The organism is Kallipyga massiliensis ph2 (assembly GCF_000311985.1).
GTDB classification, from domain to species: Bacteria; Bacillota; Clostridia; order Tissierellales; family Peptoniphilaceae; genus Kallipyga; species Kallipyga massiliensis.
Genome location: NZ_HE978585.1, coordinates 1,069,443 through 1,087,382, shown reverse-complemented (window position 1 = coordinate 1,087,382; position 17,940 = coordinate 1,069,443). Strand labels below are relative to the sequence as shown.

The following is a 17,940-nucleotide window of genomic DNA, read 5'->3' as shown; positions in this document are numbered from 1 at the left end:
CCTCCTTTCGTTTTCGGTCAGGACCGGGGATCTTCCGGAGAAAGAAAGGAATCCGGACCCTCCTGGGACAAAATCAAGTCAAAAAGAACCAGGGCGGTTAAGGAATTGACCACCTCATAGACCCGGTGGACGATGGCCGGGTCGTGGCGGCCGCGAATGTGGATCTCCTCTTCTTTACCTGTTTTCAGGTTGACCGTCCTCTGGACCTTTCCGATGGAGGGGGTGGGTTTGACGACCGTTTGGAAAACCAGAGGCATGCCGTTGGAAATCCCCCCTTGGATCCCCCCCGAATGGTTGGTCAGAAAGCTCGGCCCCTTTTTGGTCATGACCATGGGGTCGTTGGCCTGGGACCCCTTCATCGTCGCCAGCTGGAAACCCGATCCGAAGGAAATTCCCTTTACCCCGGGTATGGTCAGGATGGCGTGGGCCAGGCGAGCATCCAACTTATCAAAAAAGAGGCTCCCATAGCCAGGCCCCAATCCGGTAACCATGGTCTCCAGCCGGCCACCCAGGGAATCTTTCTCCTCCCTGGCCCGGGTCAGGAGGGTCAGGAAGTCGGACCGAAGGTCATCATTCACCAGGGGAAAGTCGGATTTCGCCACTCTCTTCACTGCCTCTTTCGGGTCCCCGCAGTCTGCAAATCGACTGTCTTCCAGGGGGCCGACCTGGGCAATATGACTCCCAACGAAAATCCCCCGGTCTTCCAGGACCTTCCGGACCATGGCCCCGGCAAAAACCACCGGACAGGTCAAACGACCTGAGAAAGCCCCCCCGCCCCGGTAGTCCTGGAAGCCCCGGTAGCGGATATTTCCGGTGTAGTCCGCATGGCTGGGCCGAGGGAGGTCCTTAAGATCCTCATAGGGCTTGGCATCCAAGTCCTTGTTCCAGATTAAGACAGCCAGGGGGGTTCCGGAAGCCCAAATCCTCCCGGATTCCGGGTCCTTTCGGATCCCGGAAAGGAAGACATAATCATCCTTTTCCCGACGGGGGGTGGATACGGATTCCAGACCCCGCCGCCGGCCCAGGGCCTCTTCAATATAGTCCTTGTCAATGGGGAGGCCCGGAGGGAGGTTGGTTAATACAAAGCCCATGCCCAGACTATGGCTTTCTCCAAAGAGGCTGAGCTGGACGGATTTTCCAAAAAGATCAGACACGGGTGTCCTCCTTGTTGACATTTTCTTCTTCCTTCTTCTGAAGGAGGTCTTCCATCTCCTCCAGGCTGATCCGACGGATTTCCGGATGGCCCACTTCCTCCAGGAAGATGGCCCGGACCTCCCCCCGGTCCAGCTTTTTGTCGTGGAGGATGGCCCGGAAGAGGGTAACCGCCGGGACAGGGGTCCGGGTGGGAAGACCGTAGGATTCCAGGAGAGGGAGGAGACTTTCCAAGACTCCGGCCGAGGCAAAGTAGGTCATGCCCACGGCCACCGACTCCCCATGGAGGAGGTCTGATGAGGCTTCGATGGCGTGGCCCACGGTATGGCCGAAGTTCAGGACCTGGCGGACCCCATGGTCGGTAAAGTCCTCCTCGACGATCCGGGCCTTGGACCGGAGGCAGGCCATGATGACCTCCTCCATCCGGTCCTCCGCCTCGTGGTCACAGAGGGCCCGGTAAAGGTCCGGGTCCAGGATGGCGGCTGTCTTGATCACCTCCCCCATCCCGTTCCTGAATTGGCGGTCGGGGAGGCTGTCCAGGGTATCCGGATCCACCACCACCGACCGGGGGTGGTGGAAGGCCCCAATCATATTCTTAAACCCCCCAAAATTCAAGGCCGTCTTTCCACCGATGGAGGAGTCGATCTGAGCCAAGAGGCTGGTGGGGACCGTATAAAAATCAATCCCCCTCATGTAGCTGGCCGCCACAAATCCCCCCAGGTCCCCAACGACCCCACCTCCCAGGGCCAGGAGGCAGTCTCTCCGGGTAAATCCCTCCTCCACCATGGCCCGAAGGATGGACTCGTAGCTTTCCAGGCTCTTGGCCCCCTCTCCGGAGGGGACTCGGACCGGGCAGGGGGATTGGCATTGGCAGGCCACCTGGTCAAGGTAGGTGTCGGGAATGTCCTCATCGGCTAAGATGAGGACCCTCCGGTTCAGGTCCATATAGTGGCCCAGGGACCGGAGGGACCCCCGACCCAGGTGGATCCGGTAGTCCCGGTCCCTTCCTTTGATTTCTAAATCCATGCCTTATCCTCCTCTACATCCCCATCCAGGCCTCCTTGGTAGAGATCATAGTAGGCCCCACGAGCTGCCATGAGGTCCTGGTGAGTCCCCCGCTCCTGAATTTTTCCTTCGGAAAGAACGATGATCTCCTCCGCATCCCGGATGGTCGAAAGCCGGTGGGCAATGATCACCGTAGTCCGGTCCTTGGACAGGCGGACCAGGGACTCCTGGATGAAGCGCTCGGATTGGTTGTCCAGGGCCGAAGTGGCCTCATCCAAAATCAGGATGGGCGGGTTCTTAAGGAAGACCCGGGCGATGGAAATCCTCTGCTTCTGTCCTCCCGACAGCATGACCCCCCGCTCGCCCACATAGGCATCAAAGCCGTCCGGCAGGTCCATGATAAAGTCATAGGCCCCGGCCAGCTTGGCTGCCCGAACCACTTCCTCATAGCTAGCCCCGGGCTTCCCGTAGGCGATATTGGCCCCGACCGTGTCCGAGAAGAGGTAGACATCCTGCTGGACGATCCCGATATTGTTGCGGAGGGAAGAGAGGGTCAGGTCCCGGATATCGTGGCCATCGATCCGGATGGCTCCTCCCGTCACGTCATAGAAGCGGGGGATGAGGTTGGTCAGGGTAGTCTTTCCCCCGCCGGACGGCCCGACGATAGCTAGCTGGTGGCCGGCTTCGATGGCGAGATCCAGGTCGTCAATAACGGGTTCATCCGCATTGGGGTAGGTGAAGGAGACCCGGTCGAAGTCCAACCTTCCCCGGACCTCCTTGAGGTCCAGGGCCCCTTCTTTTTCCTGGATATCCGACCGAGTCGACATGACCCCGTCGAAGCGCTCCAGGCCGGTCATCCCCCGCTGGAACTGCTCAGTAAATTCGATGATCCGGGCCAGGGTCACCAGGAGGGTCTGGGTGTAGAGGATATAGGCCACGAACTCACCCGGGCTGATCCGCCCCCAAACCAGGGAGAGGCCGCCGAAGATGAGGACAGTTAGCATCATGAGGCCATCAAAGATCCGGGAAACGGACTGGAAGGCGGCCATAGCATAATAGAATTCCTTCTTGATCTTGAGAAAGGCGGAGTTATCCTTTTGGAATTTTTCCTCCTCCACATCCTCGTTGGAAAAGGACTTGACCACGGAGAAGCCCAGGAAGGAATCCTCGATGGATGCGTTGATGTCCCCGATCTTCCGCCTCTGGTCCATCTGGGCCTGGCGGAGGCGGTGGCGGAACTTGGCCGATACATAAAAATACAAGGGGATGAGGGCAAAGAGGATCAAGGTTAGGAGGATATCCACCCGGATCAGGATGATAAAGGAGGCCAGGAGCTTGATGGCCCCGATAAAGTACTCTTCCGGACAGTGGTGGGAAAACTCGGTCACATCAAAAAGGTCATTGGTCAGGTTGGACATGATGTGGCCGGTCTTGTGGGTGGAAAAATAGGCATGGGGCAGGGTCTGGAGGTGGCGGTACATGTCCGACCGCATGTCCATCTCAATTTTTGCCCCCATGATGTGGCCGGTCCCCTGCATAAAGTAGCGGGCGGCGATCTCCACCAGGCGGAGGACCAGGTAGAGGGCCGACATTTTCCCGATAAAGGCCACCGTCAGGTTGGCCACATCCCGGGTGGCCGTATCCGTAATTCGGGACAGGATGAGGGGAAGAACGATGTCGCATACCGTCGTTAAGGCGGCACAGAAGAGATCCTTGGCCAGGAGGCCCGCATTCTTTTTATAGTAGGGGCGGAGGATGGCCATCAGTTCAAGGTTGGATTTTTTTGTCGTTGTTTGCTGGGTCATAGAGACTCTTTCTATCGGTTAGCCTTTCCAGCCGCCCGGTCTCCTCCAGTCGGAGGATGACGGGGGGTTGGGAAAGGGAAAGGGCATCCAGGTCCTCCGGGTCATGAAAGACCAAAAGGACCGCTTGGAAGCGGGGAAAGGCCCTGTCCTTAAGCCAGGTCCACGTCCGGTCCCGGCTGGCCCGGTCCAGGCCGCGGAAGGGTTCATCAATAATCAGGAAGTCGGCCGGAGCCAGTCCGGCTCGGAGGAGGGAGACCCTCTGCCTCATCCCTCCGGATAAGGCTTCTACCGGGCTCTCCCCCTCCCCCTCCAGGTCCAGGGCTTGAAGCTCAAGGTCAAGGTCGCCTGACCGGTCCGGCCCCACCAAAAGGAGGTTCTGGCGGACGGTCCATGAGGGGATCAGGCGGTCTTCCTGGAAGGCCGCCGAGAAGGTCAGGCCTTCCCTCCTCTTTATCTCGCCTTCATCCGCTTCCTCCAATTCCAAAAGGAGGCGGACCAGGGTGGTCTTGCCGGCCCCCGATGGCCCCAGGAGAAAGGTCAGACTCCCGGGCTGAAAGGAGTGACTGGCCCGGTCTAAGACCCTCCCCTTGTCAAAGGACTTGCTGACCGAACAAAGGTCCACCAGGGGCCCCTCTTGGTCCATAGTAGGCCCTTCCGGCCGGGGGCCCCTGGCCGGCAGATTCGCAAGGGCCTTCATCATCACATGAAGGAGGGCCCGGAAAAGTTTTTGAAACAAGGCGGCGACCAAGAGAAGGACCAGGGTCCAGGCCAAGAGGCCGGACAAGTCCAAGTAAAGCTTGGCATCAAAGAGGGCCTCGCCGATGGAGGGGGCCGCCGTGGCGATGATTTCTGCAGTTACCCCCGACTTCCAGGCCATTCCCATCCCGGTTTCCGCCCCGGCCAGGACCTGGGGAAAGGCGGAGGGAAGGAGGATGGCCCGAAAGACTTCACGGGATGGGAGGCGGAAAACCCGGGCCATTTCCAACATAGAGACCGGGGTGGACCGGAATCCCTCGAGGGTGTTCGTATAAATGAGGGGAAAGACGACCACAAAGGGGATGACCAGGGAAAGCCGGATGGGGGCCAGCCAGAAAAGGGCCAGGATGACAAAGGAGGCCATGGGGATGGCCCGCATGACCTGGACCGGGGGCCGGAGGTAGGCCTCCAGAGAGGGCCGACGCCAGGAAAGATGGGCCAATCCGACGCCCATGAGGAAGGCCAGGAGGAAACCCGACAGGATCCGGAGGCTGGAGGAAGCCAGGCGGAGGTAAAAGTCCCCTTCAAAAATAAACCGGGCCAGGGCCCCCAGAACATCCAGGGGGCCGGGGAAAAGAAGAGGACTGTTGACGAAGAAAGACGCCAGGAACCAAAGCCCCATCCAAAAAAGGATGGGGCCGGATTTTCCACCTCCTCTTTTCAGCCAAGCCGGCATCCTCATCATTCCTCCCCTTTACTACAGATGAAATATGACGATCTTATTTTGCTAAATAGTAGAAATCATCCCCGGGGACCTCTCCCCCCACGGACTTGGGATCCTCTTTTTGGAGGACGGATAGGTAGCCCCCGAGCTTATCCTTCATTTCCTGGCCGTCAATATAGACCAAATTGCAATGGGGAAGGGCCTTTTGGGCGATCGGGGCCTTGATGATGCCCAAGTCCTCATCAATGATCCGACTGGCCTCCTCAGAATGGTCTAAAACATAGGTCAGGGATTCCCGGGCCTCTTTCAAGTAGAGGTCGATTAGGGCCTTATTCTTGTCCATGAAGGACTTCCGGGCGATGGTCACCCCCATAACCAGGGCTGAGGCGGGATCCTTGCCTTCCTGGGCCCGGTCCCACTCCTGGGTCAGGTCCAGGGCGACTTTCAGGTCCTTCATCTTGGTCTGGGCCACGGTCACAAAGGGCTGGGGCAGGAGGGCCAGGCCCTCGGGATCCTTGGTTAAGGCCTGGAGGCACTGGGTATGGTCCTGTTGCCAGGAGATGTTGATGGACTCCCGGTCAATCCCCTTTTCATCCAGAAGGTAAGACAAGATATATTCCGGGCTGGCTCCCTTTCCGGAAGCATAGAGGGTCCTCCCCTTAAGGTCTTCCAGGCTGTGGACTTGACCTTTGGGATCAACAATGTAGAGGACGCCCAGGGTGTTGATGTGGAGGACCTGGACATCCCCCTCCAGCTTCTTGTAGAGGAGGGCGGCAAGATTGGAGGGAACTGTGGCCAAATCCGCTTCTCCGCTGGTAAAGGCGGTCACCGCCTGGTCGGGGCTGGCTGCGATGGTATAGGAGGCCAGGCTCTTGGACTTTCCCTCTTTTTGGTCTTTGAAGAGCTTGGCCAGGCCCATGGAGGTCGGCCCTTTGAGAGCCACCATCTTGATGGCAGCCTCCGGCTTTTGGGGGCCACAGGCCGTGACCACGAAGAGAAGGGCAAAAGCTAGGGCCAAAATCTTTATCCTTAAGAATTTTGTTTTCTTCATATTCATATTGCTTCCTTTCTAATTTACCTCCTCTATTATAAGCCACCCGGGGGCCGGGGTAAAATCCAAGGCGGAAAAGGAAGCCGGAGAAAGATTTCCGACCCATGAGGAGCATTTCTCGATAATTCTTGGTAGAATAGGAAAGGAGTGTTCTATCTATACGTATGAAAGAAAGTTGGTGAAAGCATGGATGTCAAAATTTGTACCGGAGCCAAGTGCACCCTCTACGGTGCCAGCGGTATCATCGAACAGTTAGAGGAACTCCAGGAGAATCTCCATGAGTATCCCGGAATTCCCGCTGATGCGGTCCTCAACATCGAAATTATTCGCTGCGACCGTCGCTGTAAAGAGAAGAAGGTTTCCCCCCTTGTTTTCGTCGACGATGTGGCCTTTGAAAATGCCAAGGTCCCTGAATTGATGGAAGCGATCTTGAATGGGTTGGAAAAGGAGAAAGCATGAAGTCTTCGTATGTAGACGTTCTCAATATCCGCCGTATGGCCTTCGCCGCCATTGCTCGGATGGCCTATGAGGATGACGACTTACATAACATTGGACACGAGATCTATGAGGCCCTCCCCGGAGAAGTGGCCTCCTACCGGGAGAATATCTTCCGGGAAAGGGCCGTTTACGGCGAAAGACTCCGTATGGCCCTGGGCCTGGATGCCCGGACAGCTGCCGACACGAACGATATCACCGACGGCTTGGAAGAGGTGGATGTGGCAAAACGGGTCTACCAGCCACCCCTGGTCTCCGTCATCAAAATCGCCTGTGAAGCCTGCCCCACCCACCACATTACCGTCACGGACAATTGTCGGAAGTGCTTGGCCCACCCCTGCATGAATGTCTGCCCCAAAAACGCTATCTCCACCGGCAAGGACAAGATGGACCTTAACCAAGACAAGTGCATCAAGTGCAAGAAGTGCATCAAAGAATGCCCCTATGACGCCATCGTTGAGACGGGCCGCCCTTGTGAGGATGCCTGCGGGGTTCAAGCCATCGAATCCGACTATTTGAACCGAGCCACCATCAACCCGGACAAGTGCGTCTCCTGCGGCCAATGCATCACCGCCTGTCCCTTCGGCGCCATCGCCGACAAGTCCCAGATCTACCAGGTGATTAAGAATATGAAAGAGGGCCATGAACACTACGCCATCATCGCCCCCTCCTTCACCGGTCAATTCGGTGCCCTGACCAAGCCTTCCCAGGTCAAGGCCGCCATCAAAGAATTGGGCTTTAAGGATGTGGTGGAAGTCGGCCTGGGTGCCGACCTGACCACCATGAATGAGGCGGAAGAGTTCATTGAGACCGTTCCCAAGGAAAGAGCCTATATGGGAACCTCATGCTGCTATTCCTGGAAGCTCATGGTGGAGCAGAATTTCCCCACGGAAAATGACCTCATCTCCGACTCCTCCACCCCCATGATTTACACGGCCATGCAGATCAAGAAAGACCATCCCGAAGCCAAGGTGGTCTTCATCGGCCCCTGCATCTCCAAGAAGCTGGAAGCCCTCCAGGAAAATGTCAAGCACTATGTGGACTTCGTCATCACCTATGAGGAGCTCCTGGGCATGTTCGTCGCCAGGGATATCGAACCATCGGCTATTGAGACCGATGAAGTCTGGGAGGATGCCTCCCAAACCGGCCGGGCCTACGGGGTCGCCGGTGGCGTCGCCCAGGCTGTCGTGGACCGGATCCATGAGCTGGAGCCCGACCGCAAGATCTTCATCGACAATGCGGAAGGCCTTCATGAATGTGTCAAGCTCATGCGCCTGGCTAAGGCCGGCATCAAAAAAGGCCACCTCCTGGAAGGGATGGCCTGTGAACGCGGCTGTATTGGAGGCCCCGGCATCGTCGTTCCTCGCCACAAGGCCCGGAAGGCCAACACCGAATTTTCCAAGGCCTCGCCCTTCAAGTCACCGGCCGATAACACCAATATTCCGGAAGAAGACAAGCCCGTCTATAAACCGGCTACTTCAAAATAAAGTGAATAAAGCAAAGGCTGTGTGGAGCAAAGAACTCAACACAGCCTTTTTTCTATTTATAGTAAGACCAGGCATTTTTGATCTGGGGGAAGAGTCGTTCCTGGGACCAACTTTGCTTGGTCCGTGTCCAGGAGTTGGGGTCCTGGACGCGGATCTGGTCCCCTTCCTTTCCCGCAATGACGATGAAATGGCCGTGATTGGTGAAGTCCCCCGGCTTGACTGAAGCGATCAGGACCCGGCCTTGGTCCAACTCCTTCAAGATGTCTTCCGGCTGGTTGCCGATTTCCTTCCCATGGAATCCATACATGGCAGGGGCCTCGCTCATATAGGTCCACTTGGTCCCGATATCTTCCACATAGTAGTTCCCGGCCAAAAGCTCATCCGCCACAAGGTCGGGGGTCAAGGCATAGTTTCGGGTCAGGGACATGGCCACCATGGCCATGCAGGTGGGTCCACAGCCGGCTTCTCCTACCGTGGATTCCCCCATTCCCCGCTGACTCCACCGCCCGTCCTTCTGCATGAGATAAGGAATGGCCATGGTCTTTTCCTCATCTTCTACAATCTTGGGACGGAGTTTGAGGAAGGATCGCGGAATATCTGATTTGCTGTCCTCCATGATGACCAGGTCCTGGCCCGGATCCCGAATTTCCTCCTCATGATCACCGGAAGAGGGCCCATAGCCCGGACTTCCCCCGGACTCCATCCCGCTTGTCATCTCCCCCTTTCCTTCCGATCCGGAATAGGGGCTGGGCCGGAGGATCTCCCGAATTAAAAAGAAGGAGACCGCCAGGAGGGCGAAGAGGATGAGGATGGAGAGGAGAAAAAGGACTCTATCTTTTTCGGACTTGGTTGATTTCATGGTTTTTTCCTTTTCATGAATGGGCAAATGGTGGGCAGGGAAGATTTACTTCTGAGCCTTCAGGGCTTTTTTTAAGCGGTCCACCATATCATCCTTGGGGTCAATGATAGGAATGGACGTTTCTTTATGCAGGGCCTCTTTGATGTAGGGAAAGTGGGTGCAGGCCAGAATGATGGCATCCACCCGGTACTCTGGGTCCCGGATCCCCTCAAAATAGGACAGGAGGCCCTTTAGGTTGAGGTCGCGGACGATATCCGAACTGGCCTTCTCCTTTTCAATGGATTCGACGATGGAGAGATTCCCCATGCAGACCGTCTTGATGTCCGGCTGGGCCTCTCGGATGATCTCATCCACCCGGTAGGCTGAAACCCCGTTGGCAGCAAGGACGACCACCGAAGTCAGTTCCTTAGGCAGGTTCCGGTAGGTTTCCAGGGGGGTGATAATGGGGAGACCGATCTTCTCCTCCGCCTCCTGATAATGGAGGGAGGCCGATAAGGAATTGCAGTTGATGTAGACCCCCTGAGCTCCCTTTTCTTTCGCCTCGCTTACCATATCCTGGAAGGCCCGGTCCAATTCCTCCTGGGAAAAATACTGGAGCTTGGTCTGGTCTTCCGGGCTTTTGGCCATGGGATAAGAGAGGGTATCATAGCCCTCCTTTTCCATGATGGCTACTCCCATCTTGGTATCGACCGGCGTTCCGGCTACTACGGCAATCATCATCGTTGTCCCCTTTCTTCAAAAGTTAATTCTTTCGCTGCCTGAATCAAGTGTAGGGCAAGGATCGTTGTTGTAATCCCGGAAATGCCTCCCGGTGTTGGGGTCAGGGCCGCTACGATGGGCTCCACCTTCTCCCGATTGATATCCCCCCTGAGCTTTCCCTCTTTATAGGTCGTCCCCACATCGATGACCACCTGGCCCTCCCGGACATAGGTCTCATCAACCAGGCCGGGGACCCCGGCGGCAGAAATGAGGATATCCGCTTTCTTGGAAAAGAGGGTCACATCTTCGGTAAAGACATTGGTCAGGGAGACCGTAGCCAGGGCGTTGACGAGGAGCATGGCCAGGGGCTTGCCCACAACAAGCCCGGACCCGATGATGCAGATGTTTTTTCCTTTCACCGGAATCCCGTAATAGTCAAGAAGCTCCATAACGGCGGCCGGCGCACAGTAGGCATAGGCCTCCGGCCAGCCCGCCATGGTGGCCCCCAGGTTGTAGGCTGTGGCGCAGTCCACATCTTTGATAGGCTTGATGGCTTCTTTGACCCGCCTCTCATCCATTCCCTCCGGAAGAGGCTGAAAAAGGAGGATACCGTGGATATCCGGGTCCCGACCCAGGGCCTCCAGGCTTTGGATGAGCCTTTCCTCTTCCACACCCTCGGGAAAAACCACCGACTCATAGGCCAGGCCATAGCTGTCCATCTTCTTTCTGATTCCCTTTTCATAGGAAAGGTCGGGGCCCTTTTCACCCAAGCGGACCATGGCCAACTTGGGGGTGACTCGCCTCCCCTTTAAGTCCTCAAGATCTGCCTGCCAACCGGCCTCGATTCCTCGGTTGACTTCTTTTGCTAGCAATAGCTTTGCCATCACTCCTCCTTTCCCCGGTCTGCTTTCTCCTCTTCCTCACTCCCGGCCTCCTTCTCGGCTAACTCCTCTTCCAATTCGCTCAAGCGGACCTGGATCAGGTCGGCGTTGATGTAGGCCCTCTGTCGGTTCTTATCGTAGCGGTCGCCCAGTTTGTTGAGGGGCGGGAACCAGTTGATGAAGAGGGCGATGATGACCCCGATAATGTTGTTGATGACCCGGGTCATGGCATAGACAGCCGGCTGCTTGTTGGCCGAATCCGATACGCAGATCAGAAGAAAAACGATAGTGGCGATAGTGACCGTATCCCTCTGATTCAGGAGAACCAAAATCTGCATCAGGGGGATGACAAAAAGGCCAACCAAAAGAAGATAGGGTAAGGAATAGCGCTCCAGGCTCGTATAGTTGGAAACCAAGGTGACGAAGCAGGTCGCATAAATCCCGGCTGCGAGAGTGCCTAAGACCCGGAAAAATCCCGCCTTCCATGTCCTCTTGGTATCCTGCCGGAGAGTGACGATGGTAGCGATGGCGGCATCATAAAAGTTGGAAGCCCCCCGAAAGTAGTCCACTGTCAAACACAGGAGGATGGCCAGACAGGTCTTAAAAATCCGCATGCCCGGCGAATTGACCAGGATCATGTTTCCCGTATTGTAGGCCTGAAGGCGGAGGACGGAATCCTCCTGCTTCAGTTTTTCCAAATAGGATAGGTATCCCTTTGATTTTTTCATGAAACTTTTTACCCTTTCTCTATCTCAAAATCAGAGACCAGGCATCCACCAGATCTTCCATCCGGTAGCGGGCATTAGCAGGGCTGGTTGAAGGTAATCGAACCCCCTCCATCCCTAGCTGAGCCGCCTGGTACTTCTGGTAATACTTGTATGCTGTTCCTCCATTACAAAAAACCTGATCAATCTTTGCCTGCCGAAAAATCTCATCCAGGTCGGACGGAACCACGTTTTTTACAGAGGCGTCGCTAGACCCGATGATATCACACCGGTAGATGGCGTCGTAAAGAGCAATCCGGTGGCGGAGGAGGAAGGCCTTTTTCTCTTCCGGGCTCGACCCGACCTCCTCCCCGAAAAGAATCCCCATCAGGGGCCAAAATCGGTTTTGGGGGTGACCATAAAAGAAGCCATACTCCCTGGTTTTCACGGAGGGAAAGGAGCCCAGGATAAGGATCCGCGAATCCTTGTCAAAGACAGGTTCCAGCGGATGGGTAATGGTCAAATAGTCATTTTTCTCCCTCATCCAATTCCCCTCCTCTTTATTACTCTATTTTTCTATTTTACCAGAGAAGGGACATGACCTTTGGACTTTTAATGGAGATTGTTGGATTTTATTATAAGAAGTATAATAAATATAGAAATCGTTTTTCCGAAAACGAAAGGAGCTTACGATGAAAAAAAAGACTAGTTACTTCGTCATTGGAGGCCTGCTCATTATCATCCTCATTGAAAGCGCTATGCTCATCTCCTCCAAGAAAGGAGATAAGCAACTAGGCCAAGAGTCTTCGACCCCGATAGAGGCTTCCTCTTCCGAAGAATCCCCCCAGGAAAGCCAAGTCATGGAAAGCGAAGAAGTCACTCCCGGCGAGGAGAATCCCTATATCCTTCCCCCCAAAGCCATGGTCGATTCAATCTCTATCCAGGACCTTCGATTCGACATGGAAGGAAAGAAGCTCCTGGTTACCCTCGAAGTCCATCCCCTTCCGGGAATGGAAGGGCTTCTCACCAGTCCCCTGGTTTCGTCAAAATGCAAGGCCCAGTTCCGAGGCCAACTGTTCTTTTATCATGGCGACCAGTCGGACGATCTCCTTCCGAACCCGGTGGAGACAGAAGTAGATTTTAAGGCCAACCGGATCGTGAATCTTACTTTTTCCTTCGAGGATGTTCACTTCCCGGCTGACCTTTACACCATGGAGGCCACCAACCAGAACCTCAGCTCCGTCACTATCTATGCCAAATTTCCCGGTGATGGATTCGAGCAAGATGCCGAGTTTGCGCATTCCGTGGTCAACCCCGAACTCAAGGATCCTCAGCAGGATGTTTGGGTCCATGAGGGGAAGCTTGGGAATGAAATCCAGGACTAGTGTTTTAGGAAATCACACAGAAGACCCTCTCTTTCACGGAAAGAGGGGTCTTTTTTGTGGATATCCAAACCCCGACCGACCGGTTTCTGATCATGAGGGCCATGCTGACCACAGCCAATAAGCCGGAGACGGCAATCACTCCCTCCAGAGCTTCTTCAACAACCAAAAGGAGAAAGGCAAAGGCCATGACGAGAATGACCTTCACGCTGTTCCTAATAAGATGATCCCGACGATAGGCCCATTCAAAGAAAGCCTGGAGGACATAACCTGTCAGGAGCCCCAAGAGGATTCCCATGACGATGGAGACCGGGATATTGATGAAATCCATGACTTGGGCACCTTGTCCCTGGGCCTCCTTCAGCAATAAAAAAACCGATGACTCCTGACAATAGAGACAGAAGTCATCAGCTTACGCAGCGGTTTAGGTTTCCCAAGGGAGTACTTCATTCCCCGATTATTCTACCACTTTTTCGATGGGCTTTCGAATGGATTGGCGGGCTTTTTAAAGCCTCCATTCTGCTGCCAGCTCCCGGGCCCGGATAAAGTCCGCATAGATTCCTTTCTCTTTCACCAGGTCTTCGTGCTTCCCTTCCTGAACAAGATGCCCCTCATGGATGACTAAAATCTGATTCGCCTTTCTCACCGTTGACAGTCGGTGGGCGATGGAGATCACGGTATGACCTTGGGTGAGGGTCTCGATGGCGGCAAGGATTTCCGCCTCATTTTCCGGATCCACTGAACTGGTTGCTTCATCCAGTAGGATGATAGGCGCCTCCTTTAAAAGGGCCCTGGCTATGGATATCCTCTGCTTTTCTCCACCGGAAAGGGAGCTTCCTCCCTCGCCCACCATGGTCTGGTAGCCCCGCGGAAGGTCCATGATGAAGTCGTGGCAATGGGCCTTTTTAGCAGCAGCCACTACCTCCTCATCGCTGGCATCGGGACGGGCGAAGCGGATATTGTTTTCGATGGTATCTTGAAAAAGATAGACGTCCTGGAAGACCAGGGAAAGGTTCTGCAGGAGGCTTCCTACCTTGTAGTCCCTAATATCTCGCCCCCCGATAAGTACCCGTCCTTGGTCCACATCATAGAAACGGGCCATGAGGTTGATGATGGTGGTCTTTCCCGAGCCGGAAGGGCCCACAATGGCTGTCCTGGATCCCTGAGGGATGGTGAAGGACAGGTTGTCCAGGACAGGCCTTTCTTTCGTGTAGCCGAAGCGGACTTGGTCAAAGACGATGTCCTGCTTGTCCCCCATTTCCTCCCTTCCCTCCCTGATTTCAGGAATGTCGAGGACCTCCTCCAGGTACTGCATATTGGCCGGATTTTTCACCATGAGGATGGCGGCATTTTCCAAGGGCTTGAGGCCCTCAAAGATCATGAAACCGGCAGCAGAAACAGTCAAGGCCTGGGGCAAAAGAACCTGACCCTTGGCGTAAAGATAGCAGGCAAAAAGGGTGATGCCCAAGCTGGAGAGGTTGATGAGGGTCATGAACAATCGGGAGTAGAGGACAAAGACCGTTTCAAAATGGACCTGAGTTTTTTGAAGCCCTTCGGAAGCATTTTTTAATTCGGAATGGATCTCCTCAACCAGACCGGATTCAATCGCAGGAAAGCTTCGGAGGACAGGAATCCCGGAAATGCTGTCCACCAGGGCATCACCTAATTTCGTGATGGCCGCATGTTCCTTTTCCACCTCCCTCCTGGCCAGGTGGACCATCCGGAAGACGCAGAACCAAATGATGGACAAGCAAAACAAAGTAAAGATGCCCATTTTACTATTGACGCCGGTCATGCCCACCAGGAGAAAGAAGGAGCAGGATAGGCCTGATATGGCAAAGTCGATGCTCATGGCTGAGTAGTTCTCCAGGCTCTTCATGACGTTGGTAAAGGCCGCCAGAATCCTTGATAATCGCTGGTCGGCAAAGTAGCCCATGGGGGCTTTTTTTAATTTTTCGCCCACCTGCAAGCGGTAGTCTTTGAAAATGCCAAAGAAGACCCCATCGCTCAAGATGCTCTTTCCCCAGCCAGTCAAGAAGTTAAAAAGGAAGGAGGCAAAGAGGACGGCAAAGAGGATCCAGGCATGGGCTGGTGTCGTCTCCTTTATCCAGCTAAAAGCGAGAAAGAGGGCAAAAAAGCTGATCAAGATGGAGGCATTCCGCAAGAAGACTAGGGCCATGCCTCCTTTCAAACGGTTTTTATAAGAACCAGCCAATTGTAAGGATAGTCGGATAAATTTCATGATTTATTCCTCCCCCACAAAGGGTTTCCAGAGGCGGGCATAGAGAGAGTTTTGCAAGAGTTCCTCATGCCGTCCCTTGGCGACAATTCGTCCTTTATCGATCAAGATGATTTGTTGGGCACCTTGGATGGTGTTCAAGCGGTGGGCAACGATCAGGAGGTTCCGCCCTCTGACCAGGTGGGAAATAGCTTCTTGAATGAGGGCTTCATTTTCCGGGTCAGCATAGGCGGTCGCCTCATCCAGGATGATGGTGGACGCGGGCTTGAGGATGGCCCGTGCCAGGGTGATCCGCTGGCACTCCCCGCCCGACATGGCTTTTCCAGCTTCTCCTGCCGGAGTGTCGTAACCCTCAGGCATTTCCATAATAAAATCATGGCAATGAGCCGCCTTGGCCGCCTGGATGATTTCCTCCTCGCTGGCATCGGGTTTGCCCAGACGGATGTTGTCCCGGATGGACACATCAAAAAGGAAGGTGTCCTGTGAGACATACGATATCTCTTCCGCCAGCTGCTGGAAGGAGAGAGCCTGGCTGTCTACACCCCCGATGGTGATTTTTCCTGAGGAAGGATCCCAAAAACCGGCCAGAAGCTTAGCAATGGTGGATTTTCCCCCGCCTGAAGGCCCAACCAGGGCTGTAACCTGACCCGGTGTGGTCTCAAAAGAAATCCCATGTAAGACTTCCTTGCCCTTGTTGTAGGAGAAAGTCACCTTGTCCCAGGTTATCCCCTGATTGTGGTCCAGGCTCAGTCGCTTCCCCGGATCCGGCCGCTTTTGCTCCGGCAAGTCCAAAATCTCCTTGATCTCCATCCAATTGGAGGAAGCCATCTGGAAGAGCTCAAAACTCATCATGATGGTGAAGGCCTGGGGCAGTATGGAGATGGGCAGGACCAAGGCAAGGAGGAAGGTTTCTATGGTGATTTGACCCTGTCCGTACAAGGAAAAAGCCAGGGGCAGACTGACAAGTTGGGGGGTCATGAAGGCGGCCATCATCAAAGCCTGGCCCAGCCAGCTTTGTTCCCACCACTTCATGGTGGAAAAATGGTAAAACTTGACAGCATCCGCAAACTTCCCGTAGGATGCCTGGTCCTGAACGAAGGCCTTGATGACCGGAATCCCGCGTATGTATTCGGCGCTCCGCTCCGCCACATTGGCATACGAAGACAGCCAAATGGCCATCCTGGCTCGATATTTATACATCATGATGGCCATGCCGACCATGACAATCGGCAAGGGAGCAAAGACGGATAGGCCAATCCGCCAATCCAGGTAGAATAAAATGGCAGAGCATAATAGGGGGTGGAGCATGCGACTGGGGAGTTCCGGCATAGTATGGGCCACCCAATCCTCCATATCCCCCACCCGGTCCATGATGACCACTTTCAATTTGCCAACCGGGTGGTCGATCAGGTAACCCAAGGGGATCTTTTGCAGCTTTTCAAAAAGAGTCTGGCGCAGTTTGGCCAGGATGGCAAACGAGGTCTTGTGAGAAAGGATGGTGCTAAAACCGGTCAGGGCAAAATAAAGGGCCAGGGAGGCCATGGCGAATAGGGCGCAAGTCAGTAGGTCCGAAAAAGGAAGGTCCTCCCCTCCGGCCCGTTTGATCAGCCAACCGGCCGCATAGGCGCTAAAAAAGTAGACAGCGAAACCGAACAATTCACCCAAGCAGGCCAGGAAGATGGAAAGTCGCATCTTCCCTTGGTATTCCGGGGCCAGGCTCATGAGGTCTTTGGAGAGCCCTCCCATGGTGATCTTTTCCCGAGCTTTACTTTCCTCAAGGACCTTATCAATCCGGTCCATCACCTCATCCGGCACATTCAGCTGGAGGCTGTCGATCTCCTTGACAAGGCTTTCTTCTTTTTCTCTTTTGGGGTCCGAAGGGAATCCAACCCTTTCTTTTTCCCCTTTTTTTCTTCTCATACCGTACTCCTTACGTTAGTTATGGCTAACTATTCCTTAAAAAATTAATCCACTTTTCCATTTTCATAGGCTTTAATAAAGGCCATCAGGATCTCCACCAGGAAGGATCGATTGCGGAGGAAGCTATCCCTGGCCCCCTCTAAGGTCTCACAACCCAAGATCATGGTATTGATGAAAGCAATGAGAAATCGGCTGGTCATCATCTGAAAGGCTGGATCCTCCCCTTCCTTCATCCCGGCGGATACAGCTTGGAAGTTCTCCTGAACCAGGACCGGAAAAAGCGCCCGAAGCTCCTGGTTGGTTTTTTGAGCCTGGAGATACATGGCATAGAGGCTCATTAGGTCGCTCCGGTCCAGGATCTTGTCGACCATCATCTCAGCTATGGCCATTTGATCCATCCTGCCGGAATATGCGGCCATAAAAGCCTTCACCTGTCCCACCCGGTAGTCTATGCCCTGCTTCATGAGATCGTGCATGATATCCACTTTGTTTATGTAATAGTAATAGACCCCGCCTCGGGAGAGGGATGTTTCTTGGATGATATCCTCCATGACCGTATCTGCGAATCCCTTCCGTAGAAAGACCTTTTTTGCCGCTTCCAGGATCTCTCTCCGTCTGATTTGCCCAATTTTTTCTTTCTTTTTTTCCATGCGCAACTGCTCCCTCAAAAAACCGACACTCTTGTCGGTTTTTAGTATAATCGATCAAAATGTTAAGGTCAACTAACTTTTTCCCTTTTTTTCAAAAAAATTTTTTAAGCATAATTCCTTTTATAAGAAAGCAGAATCAATCTGTTGCGAAAAATAAAAAATAGCCGATTTCTATTAAAAATAAATTAAAC

17 protein-coding genes and 1 riboswitch are annotated in these 17,940 nt (G+C 54.4%); of the genes, 3 read left to right on the top strand and 14 right to left on the bottom strand.

The window, feature by feature from the left end; all coding sequences use genetic code 11:
• Window positions 1-17: 17 nt before the first annotated feature.
• From aroC to HGKM_RS04905, 5 genes are read right to left on the bottom strand one after another with little or no spacing between them, the layout of a single operon-like run.
• A complete protein-coding gene (aroC, locus tag HGKM_RS04925) occupies window positions 18-1,154 on the bottom strand; it encodes a chorismate synthase (protein WP_019134234.1) in 1,137 nt (378 codons plus the stop codon).
• Window positions 1,147-2,178, bottom strand: a complete 1,032-nt coding sequence (gene aroB / locus HGKM_RS04920) for a 3-dehydroquinate synthase (RefSeq protein WP_019134233.1) — start codon at window positions 2,176-2,178, stop codon at window positions 1,147-1,149. The genes aroC and aroB overlap by 8 nt, the downstream gene beginning before the upstream one ends.
• The gene (locus tag HGKM_RS04915; protein WP_019134232.1) at window positions 2,169-3,962 is read right to left on the bottom strand and encodes an ABC transporter ATP-binding protein; all 1,794 of its coding nucleotides are present in this window, start codon (window positions 3,960-3,962) and stop codon (window positions 2,169-2,171) included. Before HGKM_RS04915 ends, aroB begins: the two co-directional genes overlap by 10 nt.
• Entirely contained in the window at window positions 3,925-5,400 is a 1,476-nt protein-coding gene (locus HGKM_RS08280) for an ATP-binding cassette domain-containing protein (RefSeq protein WP_172634696.1), read from the bottom strand. The genes HGKM_RS04915 and HGKM_RS08280 overlap by 38 nt, the downstream gene beginning before the upstream one ends.
• Window positions 5,401-5,437: 37 nt before the next feature.
• On the bottom strand, window positions 5,438-6,439 hold the full coding sequence (locus HGKM_RS04905) for an ABC transporter substrate-binding protein (protein WP_019134230.1): 1,002 nt from the start codon (window positions 6,437-6,439) through the stop codon (window positions 5,438-5,440).
• A gap of 180 nt (window positions 6,440-6,619) precedes the next feature.
• Between HGKM_RS04905 and HGKM_RS04900 the strand changes: the two genes are divergently transcribed.
• Both HGKM_RS04900 and HGKM_RS04895 read left to right on the top strand, forming a co-directional pair.
• A complete protein-coding gene (locus HGKM_RS04900) occupies window positions 6,620-6,892 on the top strand; it encodes a (2Fe-2S) ferredoxin domain-containing protein (protein WP_019134229.1) in 273 nt (90 codons plus the stop codon).
• Window positions 6,889-8,415, top strand: coding sequence for a 4Fe-4S dicluster domain-containing protein (locus HGKM_RS04895; RefSeq protein WP_019134228.1), 1,527 nt, complete (start codon window positions 6,889-6,891; stop codon window positions 8,413-8,415). Before HGKM_RS04900 ends, HGKM_RS04895 begins: the two co-directional genes overlap by 4 nt.
• 52 nt (window positions 8,416-8,467) lie before the next feature.
• Here the strand turns inward: HGKM_RS04895 and HGKM_RS08275 are convergent, their stop codons facing one another.
• From HGKM_RS08275 to HGKM_RS04870, 5 genes are read right to left on the bottom strand one after another with little or no spacing between them, the layout of a single operon-like run.
• Window positions 8,468-9,274 carry a C39 family peptidase gene (locus HGKM_RS08275; RefSeq protein WP_154645927.1) on the bottom strand — a complete coding sequence of 269 codons (807 nt, stop codon included), beginning with the start codon at window positions 9,272-9,274 and terminating at the stop codon, window positions 8,468-8,470.
• Window positions 9,275-9,319: 45 nt separating this feature from the next.
• Window positions 9,320-9,994, bottom strand: coding sequence for an aspartate/glutamate racemase family protein (locus HGKM_RS04885; RefSeq protein ID WP_019134226.1), 675 nt, complete (start codon window positions 9,992-9,994; stop codon window positions 9,320-9,322).
• Window positions 9,991-10,857 (bottom strand): bifunctional 5,10-methylenetetrahydrofolate dehydrogenase/5,10-methenyltetrahydrofolate cyclohydrolase, encoded by an 867-nt coding sequence (locus HGKM_RS04880; RefSeq protein WP_019134225.1) that lies wholly within the window; start codon window positions 10,855-10,857, stop codon window positions 9,991-9,993. The genes HGKM_RS04885 and HGKM_RS04880 overlap by 4 nt, the downstream gene beginning before the upstream one ends.
• Window positions 10,857-11,582 (bottom strand): FUSC family protein, encoded by a 726-nt coding sequence (locus HGKM_RS04875; RefSeq protein WP_019134224.1) that lies wholly within the window; start codon window positions 11,580-11,582, stop codon window positions 10,857-10,859. The genes HGKM_RS04880 and HGKM_RS04875 overlap by 1 nt, the downstream gene beginning before the upstream one ends.
• Window positions 11,583-11,601: 19 nt before the next feature.
• The gene (locus tag HGKM_RS04870; RefSeq protein WP_019134223.1) at window positions 11,602-12,102 is read right to left on the bottom strand and encodes a DNA-deoxyinosine glycosylase; all 501 of its coding nucleotides are present in this window, start codon (window positions 12,100-12,102) and stop codon (window positions 11,602-11,604) included.
• A 148-nt stretch (window positions 12,103-12,250) separates the two neighbouring features.
• On the opposite strand from HGKM_RS04870, the gene HGKM_RS04865 reads away from it, so the two are divergent.
• Window positions 12,251-12,943: a hypothetical protein gene (locus tag HGKM_RS04865; protein WP_019134222.1), complete on the top strand. Its 693-nt coding sequence runs from the start codon at window positions 12,251-12,253 to the stop codon at window positions 12,941-12,943.
• A 4-nt stretch (window positions 12,944-12,947) separates the two neighbouring features.
• On the opposite strand, the gene HGKM_RS04860 is transcribed toward HGKM_RS04865, so the two are convergent.
• The 4 genes from HGKM_RS04860 to HGKM_RS04845 form a co-directional block, all read right to left on the bottom strand.
• A complete protein-coding gene (locus tag HGKM_RS04860; RefSeq protein WP_154645926.1) occupies window positions 12,948-13,271 on the bottom strand; it encodes a hypothetical protein in 324 nt (107 codons plus the stop codon).
• A 60-nt stretch (window positions 13,272-13,331) separates the two neighbouring features.
• A riboswitch (Fluoride riboswitch) is annotated at window positions 13,332-13,403 on the bottom strand.
• Window positions 13,404-13,445: 42 nt separating this feature from the next.
• On the bottom strand, window positions 13,446-15,182 hold the full coding sequence (locus tag HGKM_RS04855; RefSeq protein ID WP_034578991.1) for an ABC transporter ATP-binding protein: 1,737 nt from the start codon (window positions 15,180-15,182) through the stop codon (window positions 13,446-13,448).
• Window positions 15,183-15,185: 3 nt separating this feature from the next.
• Window positions 15,186-17,099, bottom strand: a complete 1,914-nt coding sequence (locus HGKM_RS04850) for an ABC transporter ATP-binding protein (protein WP_019134219.1) — start codon at window positions 17,097-17,099, stop codon at window positions 15,186-15,188.
• A 44-nt stretch (window positions 17,100-17,143) separates the two neighbouring features.
• Complete coding sequence (locus HGKM_RS04845) at window positions 17,144-17,749, bottom strand: TetR/AcrR family transcriptional regulator (RefSeq protein ID WP_019134218.1); 606 nt, start codon at window positions 17,747-17,749, stop codon at window positions 17,144-17,146.
• Window positions 17,750-17,940: the final 191 nt, after the last annotated feature.

What these genes read in the sequence shown, in the direction of transcription:
- aroB (WP_019134233.1), bottom strand. Translation starts at nt 2,178, where the DNA reads ATGGATTTAGAAATCAAAGGAAGGGACCGGGACTACCGGATCCACCTG.
- HGKM_RS04915 (WP_019134232.1), bottom strand. Translation starts at nt 3,962, where the DNA reads ATGACCCAGCAAACAACGACAAAAAAATCCAACCTTGAACTGATGGCC.
- HGKM_RS08280 (WP_172634696.1), bottom strand. Translation starts at nt 5,400, where the DNA reads ATGAGGATGCCGGCTTGGCTGAAAAGAGGAGGTGGAAAATCCGGCCCC.
- HGKM_RS04905 (WP_019134230.1), bottom strand. Translation starts at nt 6,439, where the DNA reads ATGAATATGAAGAAAACAAAATTCTTAAGGATAAAGATTTTGGCCCTA.
- HGKM_RS04900 (WP_019134229.1), top strand. Translation starts at nt 6,620, where the DNA reads ATGGATGTCAAAATTTGTACCGGAGCCAAGTGCACCCTCTACGGTGCC.
- HGKM_RS04895 (WP_019134228.1), top strand. Translation starts at nt 6,889, where the DNA reads ATGAAGTCTTCGTATGTAGACGTTCTCAATATCCGCCGTATGGCCTTC.
- HGKM_RS08275 (WP_154645927.1), bottom strand. Translation starts at nt 9,274, where the DNA reads ATGAAATCAACCAAGTCCGAAAAAGATAGAGTCCTTTTTCTCCTCTCC.
- HGKM_RS04885 (WP_019134226.1), bottom strand. Translation starts at nt 9,994, where the DNA reads ATGATGATTGCCGTAGTAGCCGGAACGCCGGTCGATACCAAGATGGGA.
- HGKM_RS04880 (WP_019134225.1), bottom strand. Translation starts at nt 10,857, where the DNA reads ATGGCAAAGCTATTGCTAGCAAAAGAAGTCAACCGAGGAATCGAGGCC.
- HGKM_RS04875 (WP_019134224.1), bottom strand. Translation starts at nt 11,582, where the DNA reads ATGAAAAAATCAAAGGGATACCTATCCTATTTGGAAAAACTGAAGCAG.
- HGKM_RS04870 (WP_019134223.1), bottom strand. Translation starts at nt 12,102, where the DNA reads ATGAGGGAGAAAAATGACTATTTGACCATTACCCATCCGCTGGAACCT.
- HGKM_RS04865 (WP_019134222.1), top strand. Translation starts at nt 12,251, where the DNA reads ATGAAAAAAAAGACTAGTTACTTCGTCATTGGAGGCCTGCTCATTATC.
- HGKM_RS04860 (WP_154645926.1), bottom strand. Translation starts at nt 13,271, where the DNA reads ATGGATTTCATCAATATCCCGGTCTCCATCGTCATGGGAATCCTCTTG.
- HGKM_RS04855 (WP_034578991.1), bottom strand. Translation starts at nt 15,182, where the DNA reads ATGAAATTTATCCGACTATCCTTACAATTGGCTGGTTCTTATAAAAAC.
- HGKM_RS04850 (WP_019134219.1), bottom strand. Translation starts at nt 17,099, where the DNA reads ATGAGAAGAAAAAAAGGGGAAAAAGAAAGGGTTGGATTCCCTTCGGAC.
- HGKM_RS04845 (WP_019134218.1), bottom strand. Translation starts at nt 17,749, where the DNA reads ATGGAAAAAAAGAAAGAAAAAATTGGGCAAATCAGACGGAGAGAGATC.